Raw genomic sequence first — 20,172 nt, forward strand, 5'->3', positions numbered from 1 at the left:
TATTTGGTTCTTTTTTTATCGTTCTTCTATTACACAATCTGTACCTTTTGCGTATTCATCGTAAGTTATTTTGCCAATTTTATCGGCAACAATCTTACCAGAGATAGGATTTTTTACTTCGCTAATAGTGCCTTTTATTTGTGCATTTATATTACGGCTATCTTCAAATGTACGGTCGCAAGCAGCATCGAAAGTACAATCTTCCAATATAATCCCATCAAGATAGCACAATGGTTGTTCACCGCTGATATGACAACGCACAAGTTTTACATTTTTACTATGCCATGCTAAATATTCGCCATTAAGGTCAGAGTCGTACACGGTAACATTTTCGCATTCCCAAAAAGAATCTTTCGTTACTATTTTAGCGTTGTGAACTTCTACATTCTTACAATACTGAAAAACATATTTTGCATCAGAAATAAGTCCGTCTACATATATATTATTAGAGAACATAAACGGATAAGTGCCTTGATGCAACTCTACATTCTTTATTTTCAATCCATCAACTTTCCAAAAAGTTTCGTCAGCATCGTTTATTTTAACGTTTTCTAATTCCAAATTTTTCATTTCACGAAAGAATTTCGGACCGTCTATAACGCTATTTTTCATTATCATATCGGTAGAATACCAAATTGCCGAACGTGAACCTGGTGCAAAATAACAATCGGTTATAAGACTTTTATCTACATGCCACCACGGATATTTGCCATAAAACCGAGAATTGTGACATTCAATGTTTTTACAACATTTAATTCCAGACTCTCCATCTATAATTTCAATATTCTCTAAACGAATATTTTGTAATCCAAATAGAGGACGTTCGCCTCCATATTTCTTATCTTTAATAGTTTCCATTCCTTAAAAATCTTTTTTATTAAACCCCTTAAAATTACATTATGTATGCAAATATACAAAGAAAAAGATGCTTTTTAGGAAAAGTAGAGCCTTATTTTCTACAGAATAATAAATCATGTTAATAAATAACGATATATTATAGGGGTTTTCATACATATTTTGTTTTAAATATAAAGTTGAGAGAAATATTTTATAACATAAAAACAAATGGAAATAAAACTATTTACTGTACCTTTGTACTCCCGTTTAGGAGAGGTAACGACATAAAAGTCGAACCCTTTAAATACAATGAGTGAGAATAGAAAAGAACAATTTAAGTTGCGATTTGAGAAGTATTACCCAATGCTATGCAAAATAGCAAACGGTTATATTGCAGACCAAGATGACTGTGAAGATATCGTTCAGACACTCTTCATAAATGTATGGGATAAGCAGAAAGACGCTTTACCAGAAGAAGAAATGCTTGCCTATATGAAAGTTGCTATACGAAATAACTGCCTAACATTCTTGAATAACAACAAAACATACGAGAAAGTATCTGACAATGAAAACGCATTGCGTTTAATTGCAGACGATTCAGAAAATATTCCCACTACCGACTATAAACTATTATTGGAAAACGTGTTAAAAGAGATGCCGCCGAAATGCAGGGAAGTTTTTAAAATGAGCAAACTGCAAAAAATGAAATACAAAGAAATTGCCGAACGTTTAAACATCTCTGAGAAAACCGTTGAAAACCATATAGGCAAAGCTATTAAAATTATTAGGGCTTATATTGCTGCGAATCCTATAATAAGAATTGTAACCATCTTTATATCAATAGCACTGAACTTATGAAAGAGTTAATTGAAATAGACGAAATTTTAGGAAAGTACTTTGCAAACGAACCTATTGCAGAGAACGAAAGAATGGCTTTAATTGCATTTAAGAATGCAAATAAGGCTGAATTTGACACGCTAAATAATGTAATGATACAAACAGAAACCTCAGAAACAAAAAACTTTAATACAGAAGCTGCATGGAATAGAATAGAAAACCAATTGACAAATGCCACCTCTCAACATACAAAAACATTAAAACTTCGAAACATTTTCAGTATTGCTGCATCGTTACTGTTGCTTATTGGTATTGGAACACTTGCATATCATTACCTTGTTGATGCTGAAAAAACAACATTCGCAAACAATTCTGCAACAGAGAATCTCGTAACTTTACCTGATGGAAGCAGTGTAATGCTATCTCCACAAGCTTCGTTAAGCTTTAAAGAACAAGACGGAAAACGTATTGCTGCACTAGAAGGACAAGCATTTTTCAATGTAGAACACAGCAATATTCCTTTTACTGTTGAAGCAGGAGATTTAAAAGTAGAAGTATTAGGCACATCGTTTAAAGTGAATGCTACTTCGCAAAACACTGAAAGTGTAGCTGTTTCAACTGGACGTGTGCGCGTTAGTACCAATTCGGAAGTTGTAACGCTAATAAAAGGCGAAACCGTTGTACATAAGAATGGTAAACTTATTGCACAAAAACAAAATAACGCACAGGCAGATATTAAGGAGTTTGTATTCAACAATACGCCTTTAGCAACTGCAATAAAAGAAATAGAGCAAGGTATGGATATCCGAATTGAGACACAAAAAGACTTGCTTAAAAACAGAATAACAACTAAGCTACACACAAATAATCCTGAGAAAGCGGTAGCAGAATTAGCAATGCTTTGCAATTGTAAGTACGAAACAGTATCGTCTATCCACTATCGTTTGTATAAATAATTACTAATATGAGATAAATGCCAAAACTGCTTTTATCAATATTGTTTTTGCTCGTTACATTGGTAGCGAACGGACAGAACACAGTGGCAGAAGAAGTTGTTAAGATTGACGCTTCTTCTGCCACTGTGCATTCGTGGTTCCAGCAAATAGAACGACAAACAAAAATTACACTCTCATACAATCCCTCTTTAATTAACCTAAACAAACGTATAGGTATTGGTGTTTCGGGCAAAATGAAGGTAACACAATTGCTCGAAATTATACTAAACGAATACGAATATAATCTAATTCCGTTAGACAATCGCAAACTTCTTATTCAGATTAAAAATAAAAAGAAGCAAACAAAACCTATAAAAATAGAAAGTTCTATAGAAGACTTTATGCTTTCTATCAATACTAATGCTGCTACTGTTAAAGACTGGTTTGCACTTATTGAACAACAAGCACACATTTCGCTTTCGTATCCTGCCGACCGCATAAATCTGACACACATTGTGAAGTTTCAACGCCACGGACATATTAGCGTAAAGCAACTTATTGCTACTTTACTAAAAGACTACGAGTATAAACTAACGAATAGCGAAAACAAACGACTGAAAATAGAAATTGTAAAAGCAAAGAATGTGTTTGTAACAGGCATTGTAGAAGAAGCTGAAACTGGTGAGAAACTGTTTGGTGCAACTGTTAGTATTACCGATAAAAATGGAACTAAGGCGCTTACTGCTACCGATAAGAATGGTACATTCTGCCTTACCACAAACAGAGGAACTATTAACCTCATTGTGTCTTGTATGGGATACTCGCCTTACGAAACAACTATTGATATTCAAAATAACATACAGAAAACTATAACGTTAGAGCCTATTCCTTATCAAATAAAAGCTGTGCAGGTACAACAACATAAAAGTAAGGAAGATTTAACCGATGCTGCACCTTCTAATATGCTTTCGTTTAGCAATTCTGACCTATTTTCGCAAATCAGAATATTGCCAGGTGTGTCGCTTGCTACAGCCAATACCGGATACAATGTAGCAGGAGGCGGAACTGACGAAAATCTGATTTTACTCGAAGGCATTCCAATTTACAGTCCAAATCATCTTAATACGCTCCTCCCTATATTTAACGGAGATGCCATTAAGTCGGCTTCCTTCTACAATGGATACATTCCTACACAATACGAGGGACGACTTTCATCGGTGATGGACGTAAAACTTCGCAATGGCAATAAAAACAAATTCGAACATACTGTATCGCTCGATGTCGCCTCTGTATCGGCTGTGTCAGAAGGTCCAATTGTAAAAAACAAATTGTCGTATTTAGTGGGCACACGAAGAAGCTGGCTCGATTTATTCGATAAATATTTCGGAGCCGACAAATATTCTACACACATTTTCAACGATATAAACACAAAACTATCGTGGGATATTGACTCAGTTACAACGCTACAGCTTTCCATATACAATTCGAACGATAAATATAAAGAACCTAGTAACGAATACAAAAATGCAGTCTTAGCGTGGAACACACAGTTATATGCACTCCAATTCAACACTATTATTAACCGACGACTAACTAATTCGTCGTCGATTGCATTCACTTACAACAAAAGTAGCGCCGATGCAAAAGCATTTGTGTTGCGAGCAAACAAATTTGTTGAAAGTGGAGCTAAACATTTATACGCTAATACCGATTTCTCCTATCAGTTTAATTCGTACTACAAAATTAATTGGGGATTGAAAACCGACTTAGGATTATATAAGCTCGCAGGGTTTGGACGAGGACTTTATAACGAAAAAGAACCTATAAAACAAATATCTGCATTTGTTGATAATAAAATATATATAACCAATTGGCTATATGCGCAAGCCGGATTACACTACGTTCTATATGCGCCTAACCACTATAAGACCTATCAAAGTTTACAACCAAGGCTTATTTTGAAAGCCACTGTAAACAATAAGAATCTCTTCTATCTTACATTCTTAAAAATGGAGCAGTATTTTCATCACGTACTTGTTTCGAATATTTCTGCACCGTTCGATTTTATTATGCCAAGCATTAAAAGTTTTAAGCCACTAACAGCTATACACTACGAAGCTGGATGGAAACATTATCTGCACACCGGTATAATAGAACTATCGGCTTATTATAAGCGACGCAACAACTTATTGGCTTTTCGTCCTAACTCGTTTATTGAAGATAGCAGATGGGATAAATATATGATGGCTGGAAACGGAGAAAGCTACGGTGTAAACTTATATATGTTCAACCAATGGCGCAAATTAAGTTGGCAACTGTCTTATGGCTTTTCTAAAAGCAAAGAATGGTATGCAGAATTACCTCAGTTTGGAAAAATACCATCACTGTTCGACCTGCCTCATAACTTTAATGCTTTCGTGTCCTACAAAATGTTTAAACATTCCACATTCACAATTGGCACCACAATCTATTCTGGTAAATTCCCATACGATTCGTTTTATGGCGATGAAAACAATAGACTTGAAACATTCCGTACGCAGCGCGATCCAACACGATACAGAATAGATGCTAGCTACGATTTTAGAAAAGAGTTTAAACACGCTAAATTCTTTCTGCGCTTCGGACTTTACAACATTCTGGGAAATCCATCTAAAGACGAACTTTCGTTCAACTTCTCGTATAAACTAAATGGAGGTTGCATTCCTTTTGGTGCCATTACCTACAAATTCTAATAGCTTAGTAAAGATAAACACCGAAATTATAAGTAGGCAACTATGGGCTATTAGCTAAGCAAATAGGTTTTCTCACGTGGTTAGAAAAGTTAGTAAATATTGGTTGCTTTACGTTTAGATATCTGTAACATTCGTCTCAGATATCTGTAACGTTCGTCTCAGATATCTGTCAGTTTCAAATTAGATATCATAGCAAACTACTACCTTTGTGATGTTATGTTATGATGGCTGAAATATATTTGTTCAGATGCGAAATAAAAACTCTTTTATGCTGCTATATTCTAATTCTGCTATTATGGTAAGCTGCTGAATAAGAATGTATTAAAGTGTTTTGTGCAGTGTAAGAGTGAGAACCATTACAATTGTGTTCTTTTTTAAAATATCCTCACCTATTTTCTACTGAGCCACAATTTGAGTTTAATAGTATATTCAAATTTAGTGCTCTCTATGGTTTAACCCAAATCGGTCATTAGAGTCTAAATATATTTTGTTTTACTATTGAGCAGATTGTCTGTCTTGGCAACGTAGGCGTAGTGGACTATATCAAGTTACAAAGACATACAAGATGCCGATAAGAATATAAAAGATGTTAGGAAACAATATCATAGTAGTAGGAACTATACATATTGTGGTCTAATGACAGATTTGGGTAAAAAAACAATAAGTAGATGTTCAAAGTTAAGCGCAATATTGTCTTGCTCCTTTTTTTCTTCTTTGAACACCTACTTAGGGTAATTAATATATATAGAGAGATTCTCTATATTGGTTACACAGCATTAAAGGTCTATATCTAGCCCAACGCCGAATACTTTATTAGTGCGAGTAAACTGATCGGTGTTCTGCACTTTTACTTCTTTGATAGTCGATTCGTATGTCTTGTCGAATTTTTCGTAGTTCGTAAAGAAGTAGGCAATGTTTAGATGAGCATTCTTTGCCACCTTAATTTTTGCACCGAGACCAATGCTATAGCTACTTGTTACGAAACTGAGGTCGGAAAGATAGCTACCATCGCCCAATCCGTATTTAGTGCGTTGTGCACCAGCGCTCAGAGTAACACCAGGTTTAACGTCCCATTCTATACCAGCAAGATACTCGCGTGTGTTGCTCGAAAGCAATCGCTGCTTGTTGTTAGCCATACGTGCATCTTTGTCGAAATAGTAGTGATAGCCAGCCAAGAGGCGCAAATTGTCTAACACTTCGTACTGTGCACCTATCGAAAGCAATCCAGGGAGGTCGTTCGGAGTGTTCACACCATCTTTAAATTGTCCAGTATCGTCGCGCTTTGTGTTGTTTTCAATGTTAAATTTGGTAGTAAATTCATAGTGCGCTGCAAAGTTCCATCGTCCTGTTTTATAATCAATACCAATGATAGGTGTAATTCCCCAACCACGTTGTGTACAATCTAAATACTTATCGGCAAAGTCTTCTTTAGTCTTGTTTAGCTTATCGGCGCCAGCTTGATATTGTTTTGCAGCACCTTCGTATCGTGCTTTATCGGCAGGATTAGTAGCCTGATTTGCCATTTGCTGACTCTGAATAGCCAACTGTGTAAGCGCATTAGCCTTTGTACCAAAATAGTCGTATAGATTTTCCATCTGTCCGTTAATGTTGGCAGATATACCTATAATGTTACCTTCGTACTTGTTGTATATGTAGTTGAATCGTGCTCCACCGTAAACAGCTAAGTTCTCGTTTATTTTATATGTCGCACCCAACTGCAATCCGAAGTCGTATTGCTGTCCGTGAATGTAGCTACTTACACTGTATACAGGTGTGGTAGAGCCGAATCCTTGTTTGGCGAGCAAAGCCGGGATAAGTGCAATTTGGCGTTCGAAGGTTGGAAGACCAGAGTTGAATGTCGCCTTACCGCCACCACCTACTATACCAAAGCCCAATTGGAATCCCCATTTTTCGTAGTTCTTAGCAATTTGGAACGATGGTAGAATAGGCACTGAAGCTTTTCCTTTAAACTCTTTAACACCATTATCGTTTCCACCATTCAGCTTGAAAGGTTGATAGAAAGGAGAGCCTTGCAATGCTGGAATGGTTAAGCCAGAATTGATAGTACGAGTTTGATAAACATTTTGCACGCTGAGCGAGAGGTGAAGTCCCATTGGTAAGAAAGCAACACCAGCAGGGTTAGAGTAGACTCCATCTATGCCAATTGCACCATCGCGTGCCAAGCTACGCAAAAATGCTATACTTTGATTTGTGTTTGTAAGTAATCCGCCAGCCTTAATACTCGTTGCTGATACAGATAAAGCAAGCATTAGGGTTAATGATTTCAGTTTCATAATTTAACTTTTCTTGTACTAATATGTTTGAAATTGGCTGCAAAGTTATATTGATTGTTCTATTCTACCAAATTAATTTGCACATATTTTCTCAATATGTGTAATTAAACGATTATTGGAACAAGATGTTATATGTATTTTCCGTAGCATATTATACTAAATTTATTAATGCTACAGTTTGTGCTTTACAATTATATTTACACTTATAAGGGGTCTACATCGAAGTAGATAGTGAGCGCTCCGTATCGTTTTTCTTTCATCATAGTGTCTCGTATAGAACGCAAATACTGCTTTGCAAGTTTGTAATCAATTCCGTTTTCTAATTTCAGCATTATCTTTCGTATGTGCAATGTTTTAACACGTGCCACCGTTGGTTTATCGGGTCCCAGCACTCTATTGCCAAATATCTCGCGAATGCGTGAGCCAAGTTCCATGCTTGCCGATTCAACAATATCGTTATTACGATGTTTGATGTATATATATATAAGGTGGAAAAACGGTGGATAATGAAAGGCTGTACGTTCTTCGAGTTGCGATTTGTAGAAAGCCATATAACTATTGTTCACTACTTGTTGAATAACAGGTAGCTCTGGGTTTTTTGTTTGCAAAATAACTAAACCTTGTTTACCTTTTCTGCCAGCACGTCCACTAACTTGCGCCATCATAGTAAAAGCGTGTTCGTAGGCTCTAAAGTCGGGATAGTTCAACATATTGTCGGCATCGAGAATTCCCACAACCGATACGTGGTCGAAATCTAATCCTTTTGATACCATTTGTGTTCCTATAAGTAAATTGGTTTTACCAGCCGAGAAATCATTTATCAGACGTTCGTATGCATTCTTTGTACGAGTTGTATCTAAGTCCATACGTGCTATGCGAGCATCAGGAAACACCTCCATAATCTCATCTTCTATTTTTTCCGTACCATAGCCACGCCCTTTAATATCTTTACTTTCGCAGTTAGGGCATTGTTCGGGTACTCGTTCGGTGTAGCCACAATAATGGCAGGTAAGCACGTTCATACTTTTGTGATAAGTTAAAGACACATCGCAGTTGGGGCAATGTGGCACCCACCCACAAGTACGGCATTCTATCATAGGCGCAAAGCCACGTCTATTCTGAAAGAGAATAGCTTGTTCGCCACGTTGTAGTGCATTTCTCACAGCAGCAATCAAACGTGGAGAAAATGGTCCTGACATTAGCTTACGTCGTCGAAGGTCTTTAATATCCACAACCTCTATCGTTGGTAACTGAATATCTTTATACCTTTGCGATAACGTAACCAAACCATACTTTCCCAATTGAGCATTTCTGTAGCTCTCTATAGATGGAGTTGCAGTGCCTAACAGTGTTTTAGCTCCGTACATTTGTGCCAAAACAATAGCAACCGACCGTGCGTGATAGCGTGGAGCAGGGTCTTGTTGCTTGAAGCTATTTTCGTGTTCCTCGTCTATAATCACTAATCCCAATCGTTGAAATGGTAAGAACACTGCACTTCGTGCACCAAGAATCACTTCGTAAGGCTCATTAGAGAGTTGTTTTTGCCATATTTCTACACGTTCTTCATCGTTGTATCTACTATGATATATACCAAGCTTATTGCCAAAAACACAACGTAGCCGATTGGTGATTTGCACCGTTAATGCTATTTCTGGCAGCAAATATAACACCTGCTTATGCTCCTGAAGAGCTTTAAAAATAAGATGTATGTAGATTTCGGTCTTTCCTGATGAGGTAACACCATGAAGAAGGGTAACATTGTGTGCCATCATCTGCAACAGAATTTTGTCGTATGCAATGGTCTGTGCATCGTTCAGAGCGTGAATGGCATTGGGTTGTAGCTTGTCATAACCATTGTTTAGCCTACTAACTTCTTTACGATAGGTTTGTAGAATGCCTTTCTCTATTAGACTATTTATTATGGCTAACGAACAATGAGTGGTATTTCTAAGTTCGTCTTTTGACACAGCTCTCAGTTGGTTATGCTGTTTGTTGTCAGTCTGAGTTACATCAGTGGAAACCAATTCAGGAACATTAGCAATACCACTTAACTCTAAATAAGACATCAGCACCTTTTGTTGTTTTGTAGCACGAGCAAGACCATCGAGTGCAATGTGTAGCTCTTGTTCGCCACGGAATTGTTTTCCCAAGCAAACATACACTTCGGTGTGCGGCTTATAAGTATCCTCTCCCTTTAGCCCAGACGGCAATGCAGCTTTATAAACATCGCCAATGGGCGACATATAGTAGTTGGCAATCCAGTGCCAAAGTTGTAATTGTTGTGGCAATAACACCGGACCGTCATCAAGTATTGCAAGAATAGCTTTATATTCTATTCCATCATTATCATCATTGTTATTTGGGTGGTCGGAGGGATAGGTATCACATATACCTATATAAGTCTTTGTTTTGCCGAAAGGAACCAGCAACCGTACACATGGCACTACCTTATCGAGTAATGCATCGGGCACAACATACGTAAAAGTGCCTTCAAGCGGAAGGGACAGAATAACTTCTACGTATCTCACTACGATTTTAATTCAGGATATTGAATCCGTGTATGATAAATAGATTTCAGACGTTCAATAAGCACTTGTTTTGCTATGCTAACATCACGGAACGTAATAGGACAATCGGTAAAGAAACCATTGGCCATCTGTGCATCTATCAACTTATTCACTAAGTTGCTTATACTCTCTTCTGTATATTCGGAAAGTGAGCGCGAAGCAGCTTCAACGGTGTCGCACATCATAAGTATAGCTTGCTCGCGTGTCCACGGATTAGGACCTGGATAGCGGAATGGTGCATCGTCTATCTCCTCATCGGGGTGTGCATTCTTATAGTTTATGTAGAAATACTTAACCAATCCTTGTCCGTGATGCGTGGTAATAAATTCTTTTATAACATTTGGTAAGTTATATTTCTCTGCCAATTTAAGTCCTTCGGTAACATGTCCAATAATTATTTTAGCACTTTCTAAGTCTGAAATCTTATCATGTGGATTAACACCAGCTTGATTTTCGGTAAAGAATACAGGGTTTACCATTTTGCCGATGTCATGGTATAATGCTCCAGTACGTACTAGTTGCCCTTTAGCATGAATTTTATTAGCAATCTCAACTCCAAGATTTCCTACAGTAATAGAATGTTGAAATGTTCCAGGAGCCACCTCACTCAGTTTCCGCAACAGTTCGTTATTAGTGTTAGAAAGCTCGAACATAGTTACAGTAGAAACGAAACCGAATAGTTTTTCGATAATCAGCATTAAAGGATAAGTAAAGAGGAGGAAGAATCCATTAACTCCAATGTGAAAATACATAGATCCATCAAGTTTTGAAAAATCGTCTGCTTGTATTAGCTGAAGAGCCAAATAAATGGCAGCAGAACCAAAAGTAACGAGTAAAGCCGTGAGAAATATCTGACTACGTTTGGATAATTCGCGTAGAGAAAAGATAGCAATAAGCCCACCTACAAGTTGAACCACAATAAATTCGTATTGGTACCGCACTGCAACAGCCGAAAGCAAAATTGTTACGGCATAAGAAATGAATGCTGTTCGCGAGTCCATAAACACCCGAACGAATATGGGCGCCATTGCGAAAGGAACAATATAGATACTGAAAATGTTGTGTTTTATCATTAACGAAGTTATTATTGGGAAAATGATAAGTAGGGCGTATAAGAATAAGATAGAGCCAGGCTTGTCAAAGTAATCTGTACGGAATAGCGCAATGTAGAGCGTAAACAAGACAACAAGTATTAAGACGTAAATAGTTTGTCCTAAGAGTGTGAACGTTATTTGGTCTTTTGTTTCATTACGTTTCTCAGTAGCTTGTTCGAAGGAATTAAGAACACGATATGTGTGTGCATCAACAATATCGCCACGATCTATAATTCGTTGTCCTTCTAATACCATACCAGAAGCCTGCGGTATCAAACTTAGCAGGTCGTTCATCTCACTCTCACTACGATTCTTGTCGTAAATAAGGTTCGGTTCAATGTATTCGTTCAGGTTGCATTGCTGTAAAACAGAACGTTTAGTGCTTAGTTGCGGTGTAGTAAAAAGGTTCTCGTAAGCACCAAGCGTTGTGAGAAGTTGCTTAACTGGCTTGCTTATAGCTTGCTTCCCTTCTACGATATGCACCATATTATTACTATCTTTTACTAAAGAAGTAAAGTTTACTGGGTTTACAATACCCATATCGTATAACTCTTGTAACTTTTGCGCTACAATATTCACATATTCAACTGGCAATCCTGGTATTCCATTCTTATAGTCATTACGGAATTGCTCTACCTTTTTACGTCCAATATTCTCGTTTAAATTAAAATAAGGGACAAAAGTCTTCATTATGGAGTCACGCTCTTCTTTTATAGTCTCTTCACTCTTAAATATAGGGAAGTCGAATTTAGCAATAAGCTGTCCATACATCCACGGCTTTCCCTCGTCGTAGTGATACATTTTGCCTTGAGTTCGTGGCAGAAAGACTATAATAATAGCTGTTGTAATTAACACCAATATAGCTCTTGCAATATGACTGCGCCAGATAATATTGTCGGATTGGATAAATTTTATCATCTTTATTCGTTATTTTGTGGGAAGATTATATTGTTTGCTTATAGAGAAACATACTAATAATGTGGAACTCTCTTTATTGCACTGTTATTCTTTCTTTCTGTAAATTCATTCTTATAAACTGTGCGAGCGTATTTTTGTGTAATAATACCTCGAATGTATCGCTTAAAGGAAAGAGACCTATCTTGTCCATTCCAATATCAGTATGCGAAAATACAAAAAAAAAGCCTTATAATCGAAAAAAATGCTTATTTTTGCACAAAATTTTAATTTTAACAATGGCAGAAAGAAAAGTAAGAGTACGCTTTGCACCTAGTCCTACGGGACCATTGCATATTGGTGGTGTACGTACAGCTTTATATAACTATCTCTTTGCGCGCCAACATAATGGCGATTTCGTATTTAGAATAGAAGATACCGACTCTAATCGTTTTGTTCTTGGAGCAGAAGAATATATTGTAGAAGCCTTTCATTGGCTAGGAATTAAGTTTGATGAAGGTGTAACCTTTGGCGGACATTATGGACCTTATCGTCAAAGTGAAAGGCGTGATATATATAAAACTTATGTAAATCAGCTGTTAGATAAGGGTAAAGCATATATAGCATTCGACACTCCAGAAGAGTTGGAAGCCAAACGAAACGAAATTGCAAATTTCCAATACGATGCCCGTACTCGTATGCAGATGCGCAACTCGCTCACACTTACTGAAGATGAAGTTAAAAGAATGATAGACGATGGTGAACAGTATGTTGTTCGTTTCAAAATAGAACCAGGAACAGATGTTCATGTCGACGATATGATTCGTGGCGATGTGTGTATCAAGACTGATATACTTGATGACAAAGTATTGTATAAGAGTGCAGACGAATTACCAACCTATCATCTTGCCAATATCGTAGACGACCATTTAATGGAAATAAGTCACGTTATTCGTGGCGAAGAATGGTTGCCAAGTGCCCCTTTACATGTACTGTTGTATCGTGCTTTCGGTTGGGAAGATTCTATGCCACGCTTTGCACATCTTCCATTATTACTGAAGCCAGAAGGAAAAGGTAAGCTGAGTAAACGCGATGGAGACCGCTTAGGATTTCCTGTGTTTCCTTTAGAATGGCAAGATCCCAAGACTGGAGAGATTAGTTCGGGCTATAGAGAAAGTGGATACTTCCCTGAAGCTGTAGTTAACTTCCTTGCACTATTAGGTTGGAATCCAGGAACAGAGCAAGAACTCTTTACGCTCGATGAACTAGTACAGGCATTTGATATCACGAAATGTTCTAAAAGTGGAGCTAAATTCGACTATCAAAAAGGTATTTGGTTCAACCATGAGTATATTTTACATAAGAGTGATGAAGAGATTGCCGATCTTTTTGCTCCAATTGTTGCCAACAATGGTGTAGATGCAACAATGACACAAGTTACAGAGGTGGTCCATTTAATGAAAGACCGTGTAAATTTTGTGCACGAGCTTTGGGAGCTTTGTTCTTTCTTTTTTATACCTCCAACTCAATACGATGCCAAAACTGTAAAGAAACGCTGGAAGGAATATTCTGCGAAACAAATGACAGAGCTTTCTCAAATTCTGGCTGATATAAGCGATTTCAGTGTAGAGAATCAGGAAACTATCGTAATGAAGTGGGTAGAAGATAAAGAATATAAGCTTGGTGATGTAATGAATGCATTCCGCTTAGCTCTTGTTGGTATTGGAAAAGGACCAGGAATGTTCGACATCTCTGCCTTTCTTGGAAAAGAAGAAACCTTGCATCGTTTGCATAAAGCCATCGAAGTGTTAGGTTAAAATGTTATGTACGCTAATTCGTAAATAAGGATAGCTATGCTATACAATATTATAATGTATATTTACCAGGCTGGCATTGCCATCTATAGCCACTTTAACGAGAAAGTGAAGAAAATGTGGATAGGCGAGCGTGCAGCCTTTGGCGTACTCCAAAAACAAGTGGAGCCAAATGCGAAATACGTTTGGTTTCATGCTGCTTCTTTAGGCGAATTTGAACAGGGACGGCCACTTATAGAGAAAATAAAGAAAGAATATCCCAATTATAAAATTCTTTTAACATTCTTCTCTCCCTCTGGATACGAAGTAAGAAAAAACTATGAACAGGCAGATATCGTTACTTATCTGCCTATTGATACTGTTGCAAACGCACAAAGGTTTTTGCGTATTGTGCGTCCAGTTATGGCTTTCTTTATAAAATACGAGTTCTGGTATAATTATTTGCATATTCTACGCCACCGTAATATACCTGTCTATAGTGTCTCAAGTATATTCAGACCCAATCAAATTTTCTTCCGACCGTATGGCAGACAGTATGCTGCTGTGCTAAAATGCTTCTCTCATTTCTTCGTACAGAACGATTTAAGTAAAAGTCTTTTGGCGAAAATTGGTATAAATAACGTTACGGTTGTGGGCGATACACGTTTCGACCGGGTATTACAGATAAAAGATAACAGTAAGAAGTTACCTTTGGTAGATAAGTTTATAGGTAATCAAGATGTAAAACTTGCTAATGGAGTTACCAATTCTTTACATCGTGTGTTTGTTGCTGGTTCTTCATGGTTACCAGATGAAGAGATTTTTATAAAATATTTCAACGAACATAATGATTGGAAACTCATTATAGCTCCCCATATTATAGCCGACACTCATCTTCGACAGATTTTACAGTTGCTAAAAGGAAAGAAAGTAGTACTCTATACTGAGGCTACCGAAACGAACGTGGCAGATGCCGATGTGCTTGTTATAAACTGTTTTGGTCTGTTATCATCAATTTATCATTATGGCGATGTAGCATACGTAGGTGGAGGCTTTGGCGCTGGTATTCATAATGTGTTAGAAGCAGCAGTTTGGGGCATACCTGTTGTCTTTGGCCCGAACAACAAACGCTTTGCTGAAGCACAAGGATTACTTGCTTCTGGAGGAGGCTTCGAAATTGATAACTACGAAAAGTTTGCACTGATAATGGATAGGTTCTGTTCCGATAAAGCTTTCTTGCAAAACAGTGGTAATGCTGCTGGTAGCTTTGTAAAACAACTATCGGGCGCAACAAATAAAGTATTTTCAGATATTAAGTTATGAAATATCAGATAACATGCGATAATTGCGGTACACAATTTATTGTAGAGGCAGGCGAAGGACAGGTTATAGAGTGCCAATGTCCACACTGTCATGGTAAAATGGAGATTACATTACCTCTTGTTTCAGGTGTAGATAGCATTAACAATGAAACTCTTGAGCAAATCAGTAACGAAATCCAACAGCCTATAGAAGGTGAAAAGCTAAACGATAATAGGAAAAATGTGCTGATGGGCCTTATTATAGGATTGCTAGTTATAACACTTGGGGTGGGTGCTTACTATATTTGGTTACGTCCGGCTCCTGTAACACCAGAACAACAGCCTACAGCAATGGACACTATTCCATACGAAACAAATACAGAACCTGTGGTAGAACCTTCGGTTGATACAGTAGCTCGTCCTGTTGAGAGGGAAGAAGAGGAAGTGCGCGACACTGTAATTCATTACAAGAAACGACATAAACAAGAAAATGATACAACTAATGTAGAACGGTAAATTATCCTACGAGTTGTATTATAATAAGGTACAAGAGCAAGTTACAACGTACACTTACAAAAAGAGAATAAGAAGATGAAGAAAATTATATTAACAGGCGATCGTCCTACTGGCAAACTACATTTGGGACACTATGTGGGTTCACTACGCCGCCGTGTAGAACTCCAAAATGCTGGCGACTTCGAAAAAATGTTTGTCTTTATGGCTGATGTGCAGGCGCTAACAGATAATGCAGATAATCCAGAGAAAATTCGTCAAAACATTATAGAGGTTGCATTAGACTACCTTTCAGTTGGTCTCGACCCCGAAAAATGTACACTGTTCATACAGAGTCAGATACCAGAAATATCGGAACTAACTACTTTCTTCATGAATTTAATAAGTGTTAGCCGTGTTCAGCGCAATCCAACAGTGAAGACGGAGATAAAAATGCGCAACTTTGAAGCAAATATTCCAATGGGATTCTTTAGTTATCCGGTATCGCAAGCAGCCGATATTGCAACTTTTAAAGCTACAACTGTTCCCGCTGGCGAAGATCAAGAACCTATGTTGGAAGTAGCACGCGAGATAGTTCGTCGTTTCAATCAGGTTTATGCTCCTGTACTGGTGGAACCAAATATTATGCTTCCAGAGAATGCTACTGCGCGCCGTTTGCCTGGAACCGATGGTAAGGAAAAGATGAGTAAGAGCCTTGGCAATTGCATTTTTCTTTCCGATGATGCCGATACTGTATGGAAGAAAGTAAAGGGAATGTACACCGATCCAACACACTTAAATGTTTCAGACCCTGGTCATATAGAAGGAAATGCAGTATTTACATATCTTGATGCTTTCTCTACCGATGACGATTTTGCTGAGTTTTGGCCAGAATTTAAAACGCTCGATGAATTGAAAGCTGCTTATACAGCAGGTGGAATAGGCGATATGAAATGTAAGAAACTACTTAACAACGTGTTGAACAAGATGTTGGAACCAATTAGAAAACGTCGCCATGAGTTTGAACAAGATATTCCAGAGATATATAATATATTGAAGAAAGGTTCTGAAAGCGCTCGTCAAACAGCAGCTCAGACACTTTCTGAAGTGAAAGAAGCAATGCAAATAAACTATTTTGACGATGCTGAATTGATACGTAGCCAGTCTGAACGGTTTAAACAAAAAACAGATAAGTAAATATAGGGATACTCTATATCTATGCTTTCATAGCATTGTTGAAAGATAAGAAAGAGACTTTTAGTTTTCAAGTGGGCTTGTTTTGCATTATAAACAAGTCCATTTTTGTTGGTTGATAGCCGAGAAGATTATTGTACTTAAATTTACTCCAATATACTTTAAATTTAAAGGTATAAGGGTGCTGTTAAAGTGTTTATGTATTATTTAAATCAGAATATTTCTAAATAAAAAACTTCATACTCCTTATTAGAATAAGCATCTTTGGTGCTATATAATATAGCGCCATAAATGTGGTTGTTTTTTATGATGTCTAAATTGAAACTGATAGATATCTAAAACGACCGTGATAGATATCTGTGACGCAACTGATAGATATCTAAAACAAACGTGATAGATATCTGAAACAAAAGTAACCAATACCTTATATGTTCTGTTTGATTTAATAAAGCAATTACAAACCCATAAATAGTGATAGAATGGATAGCACAACTGAACAGAGTATTCAATTAGCCTTCGTGTTTAATAAGAAAAGTCAGGCGATTGTTGCTCTACATAGTAGCCCCACCCATACAGCTTGCAACTTAAATTGGAATTGAGGTGTGGATATTATCCGATGGGATATTAATTAAATATAGTTAAATATTATCGTTCTTTTTCTTTTAGATATTAAAAGAAATACCTTTGTAAAAGTATACAGAAAGCAACGTCTTAATGTACGCCTTTATGTTATATCATAAATAAAGACAGTTTAGCTTAAATAAATCTATTATGGGAAGAAACAATCTAAGCACTATTTCAAGTAACCAATCTCGTTCTGAATTCAAATGGAGAATAGGTAAGAAGAGATTGATAGAATAAAAAGATTACTCCACTCATAATGTGTGTTATAGTTGCGGAATATTCAACAAGTATAAAGCTACTTTAAATATGTGTTACACAAATATATAAAAAGTATATGGCTATGAAGAATGAACGAAATCAGATTCAAGATGTGCAACGACAGCACAGAATATTTCAGAGAAAATATATGTATAAGATTCTACACTTATTGTTTCTTTTATTCCTAATGCCATTATCAAGTGTCGCACAGGCACAAGACAGCATATTCAAAGATACTATAGGCTTAGAAGAGGTTGTTGTTAATCAGAAGTTTATAAGGCATGAGATTGGGAAATATGTTGTTGATGTGCTCTCTCTACGCAAAGGGAAGACAGATCTTGTAAACCTTATCGAGCAAATTCCTGGTCTTATGGTGGTGGACAATAAAATTAGTATACAAGGTAAAGGTAGAGTGAAAGTTATGTTCAATGGACGATTAAAGAATATCCCAGAAAGCGAACTTTATTCTTTGTTAAAATCGCGTCCAGCATATAATGTAACGAAAGTAGAAGTGATAAAAGAGCCTGGCGCAAAATACGATGCAGAAGGAAACTATGGTATTCTGAATTTTATTACAGAAAGAAGGATAGATTACGTAGGTGGCGATGTTGGCGATGAAGTTGTTTATCGGAAGAAGTGGACTAAAACGCTCCGCTCTAGCTTGAACTATAGTAAAGGAAAGGTAGATGCTAACTTTAGCGCAGGGTGGACGTATGGGAAAATAGACTATACTGAAACGAATATAACTCAGTTTCTAAATTTAGCTCGACATAGTTCAACATATTACGTTCCTCGTCAAAATGATTATAATCTTTCGGGCGTTATGGATTTCCACCTTGATAGTATGTCGGTATTCAGCTTTTCAATATCGTATATGAATATTTATAAAAAGAACATAGGAGAGAACACTCTCAATTCTAATGATTTAACTAATAATATGATAGATTCGGGTAGTTCATACTCTTTTACTCGAACACCAAGAGAAAATATTACCTCTAGTTTTTACATTGACAGACAATGGAACTCAACAGACAAAATAAGCTTTTTGACAGATGTATTCCGATACGACTTTCATAACTACTACGATTTTCTTTCTAATATCAGAAGATATGATGGGGTTGAAATTGATGATAAATTCTTGAATAAAGGACGTTCACTTCTTAATGGATTTAGTAGTGCGCTCGATATAGAAAAGCAACTCCCATGGGATATTCAGTTGAGTGTAGGTGGGAAAGTTACAATCTCTACAACAACGAACACATCTATCTATGATATAACAACAATTCCACAGCAAAACGATGCTTTTAAATATACAGAAAACATAAATGCTGGTTATCTGACTTTGGACAAGAAAGTTAGAAATTCTGAATTCGTTCTTGGCGTTAGATACGAACAAACTAAGACAAAAGCTATTTCTAATAATGAAAACTATAATAAAAAGTCTTATGGAAAGTTCTTTCCCGATGTAAGGTTGTCCTATAATTTTAATAATGGCTCTAGCCTTGCATTAAGTATAAATAGTTCAATAGACCGTCCAGGTATCAGAAATCTTAATCCTTTTAAATACTATGTGAGCCGTTACGGTATTGCTGTAGGTAATCCGGAATTACGACCATCAACATGGTGGAATATTCGACTTCGCAGCAATATAGAATTTAATGGTGGAGAATTAAATTCAGAGCTAACTTATGCAAGGTTATCAAATATATTCGACCAAACAATAACGATGGATACAATCTCAAATGTATCAACAACACAATGGAATAATGCAATGGAAGAGAAAGTGTTTTCCTTCGAAACATCTTTGTATTACTATAAGTTGAAATGGTTGAAAATAACAGCAATAGCTTCTTATGAACTATCTAAAACCACTTCGAACCAAGTTTTTCTAATTGGAAGTCAAAAGGGCTTTGGACAATTCTATTTTACAAATTTGAGATTTATCTTTAACAAGCAGCAGAATTTTACGGGCTTTATGCAAGCTTCATATAATGGTAGTGAGAGAACAATAAATGGTAGAATTGATGGTAGCTTCAATATGAGTTGTGGAATTAATTATTCGTGCCTGAAGAACCATCTTCAATTGCGATTTGCTGTAAACAACATTTTGTCAAGTAAGATAAGCGGATACACTCGTTCTAATGATGGTATGTATATGAGTTTCAGAAACAATTATCGTCCACTTACCTTTAATTTTGCCCTGTCGTATAACTTTGGAAAAAGAATAAATGTAAAAAGTAAGAGCTATGAAGAGATAAAGAGTCGTTTTGATTAAAGAGAATTTTGTACTTTAAGTCATAGCATAATGCAGTATTATATG

General features: G+C 36.7%; 12 protein-coding genes. 8 read left to right on the forward strand and 4 right to left on the reverse strand.

The genetic code is table 11. From position 1 onward, the window contains the following. Positions 1–15 precede the first annotated feature (15 nt). A complete protein-coding gene (locus tag DX009_RS01910; RefSeq protein ID WP_115082834.1) occupies positions 16–858 on the reverse strand; it encodes a DUF3737 family protein in 843 nt (280 codons plus the stop codon). Between the two features lie 288 nt (positions 859–1,146). Between DX009_RS01910 and DX009_RS01915 the strand changes: the two genes are divergently transcribed. From DX009_RS01915 to DX009_RS01925, 3 genes are read left to right on the forward strand one after another with little or no spacing between them, the layout of a single operon-like run. Further along, positions 1,147–1,695: an RNA polymerase sigma-70 factor gene (locus DX009_RS01915; RefSeq protein WP_115082835.1), complete on the forward strand. Its 549-nt coding sequence runs from the start codon at positions 1,147–1,149 to the stop codon at positions 1,693–1,695. Beyond that, entirely contained in the window at positions 1,692–2,630 is a 939-nt protein-coding gene (locus DX009_RS01920) for a FecR family protein (RefSeq protein WP_115082836.1), read from the forward strand. The genes DX009_RS01915 and DX009_RS01920 overlap by 4 nt, the downstream gene beginning before the upstream one ends. A gap of 17 nt (positions 2,631–2,647) precedes the next feature. Beyond that, the gene (locus DX009_RS01925) at positions 2,648–5,341 is read left to right on the forward strand and encodes a TonB-dependent receptor (protein ID WP_115082837.1); all 2,694 of its coding nucleotides are present in this window, start codon (positions 2,648–2,650) and stop codon (positions 5,339–5,341) included. A 776-nt stretch (positions 5,342–6,117) separates the two neighbouring features. Here the strand turns inward: DX009_RS01925 and DX009_RS13255 are convergent. The 3 genes from DX009_RS13255 to DX009_RS01940 form a co-directional block, all read right to left on the reverse strand. Then, positions 6,118–7,635: a porin family protein gene (locus tag DX009_RS13255; RefSeq protein WP_181792302.1), complete on the reverse strand. Its 1,518-nt coding sequence runs from the start codon at positions 7,633–7,635 to the stop codon at positions 6,118–6,120. Between the two features lie 203 nt (positions 7,636–7,838). Beyond that, complete coding sequence (priA, locus tag DX009_RS01935) at positions 7,839–10,163, reverse strand: replication restart helicase PriA (protein ID WP_115082838.1); 2,325 nt, start codon at positions 10,161–10,163, stop codon at positions 7,839–7,841. Next, positions 10,163–12,214 (reverse strand): HD family phosphohydrolase, encoded by a 2,052-nt coding sequence (locus tag DX009_RS01940; RefSeq protein ID WP_006045656.1) that lies wholly within the window; start codon positions 12,212–12,214, stop codon positions 10,163–10,165. The genes priA and DX009_RS01940 overlap by 1 nt, the downstream gene beginning before the upstream one ends. 275 nt (positions 12,215–12,489) lie before the next feature. On the opposite strand from DX009_RS01940, the gene gltX reads away from it, so the two are divergent. From gltX to DX009_RS01965, 5 genes are all read left to right on the forward strand, one after another. Further along, a complete protein-coding gene (gene gltX, locus DX009_RS01945) occupies positions 12,490–14,007 on the forward strand; it encodes a glutamate--tRNA ligase (protein ID WP_115082839.1) in 1,518 nt (505 codons plus the stop codon). Between the two features lie 36 nt (positions 14,008–14,043). Continuing rightward, a complete protein-coding gene (locus tag DX009_RS01950; protein ID WP_115082840.1) occupies positions 14,044–15,306 on the forward strand; it encodes a 3-deoxy-D-manno-octulosonic acid transferase in 1,263 nt (420 codons plus the stop codon). After that, positions 15,303–15,800: a molecular chaperone DnaJ gene (locus DX009_RS01955; protein WP_115082841.1), complete on the forward strand. Its 498-nt coding sequence runs from the start codon at positions 15,303–15,305 to the stop codon at positions 15,798–15,800. Before DX009_RS01950 ends, DX009_RS01955 begins: the two co-directional genes overlap by 4 nt. A gap of 75 nt (positions 15,801–15,875) precedes the next feature. Further along, complete coding sequence (gene trpS / locus DX009_RS01960; RefSeq protein WP_006045652.1) at positions 15,876–16,973, forward strand: tryptophan--tRNA ligase; 1,098 nt, start codon at positions 15,876–15,878, stop codon at positions 16,971–16,973. 1,027 nt (positions 16,974–18,000) lie between these two features. Further along, on the forward strand, positions 18,001–20,127 hold the full coding sequence (locus DX009_RS01965) for an outer membrane beta-barrel family protein (protein WP_181792303.1): 2,127 nt from the start codon (positions 18,001–18,003) through the stop codon (positions 20,125–20,127). Positions 20,128–20,172 lie beyond the last annotated feature (45 nt).

The sequence above is a fragment of the Prevotella pallens genome, from assembly GCF_900454935.1.
In the GTDB taxonomy this organism is placed as follows: Bacteria; Bacteroidota; Bacteroidia; order Bacteroidales; family Bacteroidaceae; genus Prevotella; species Prevotella pallens.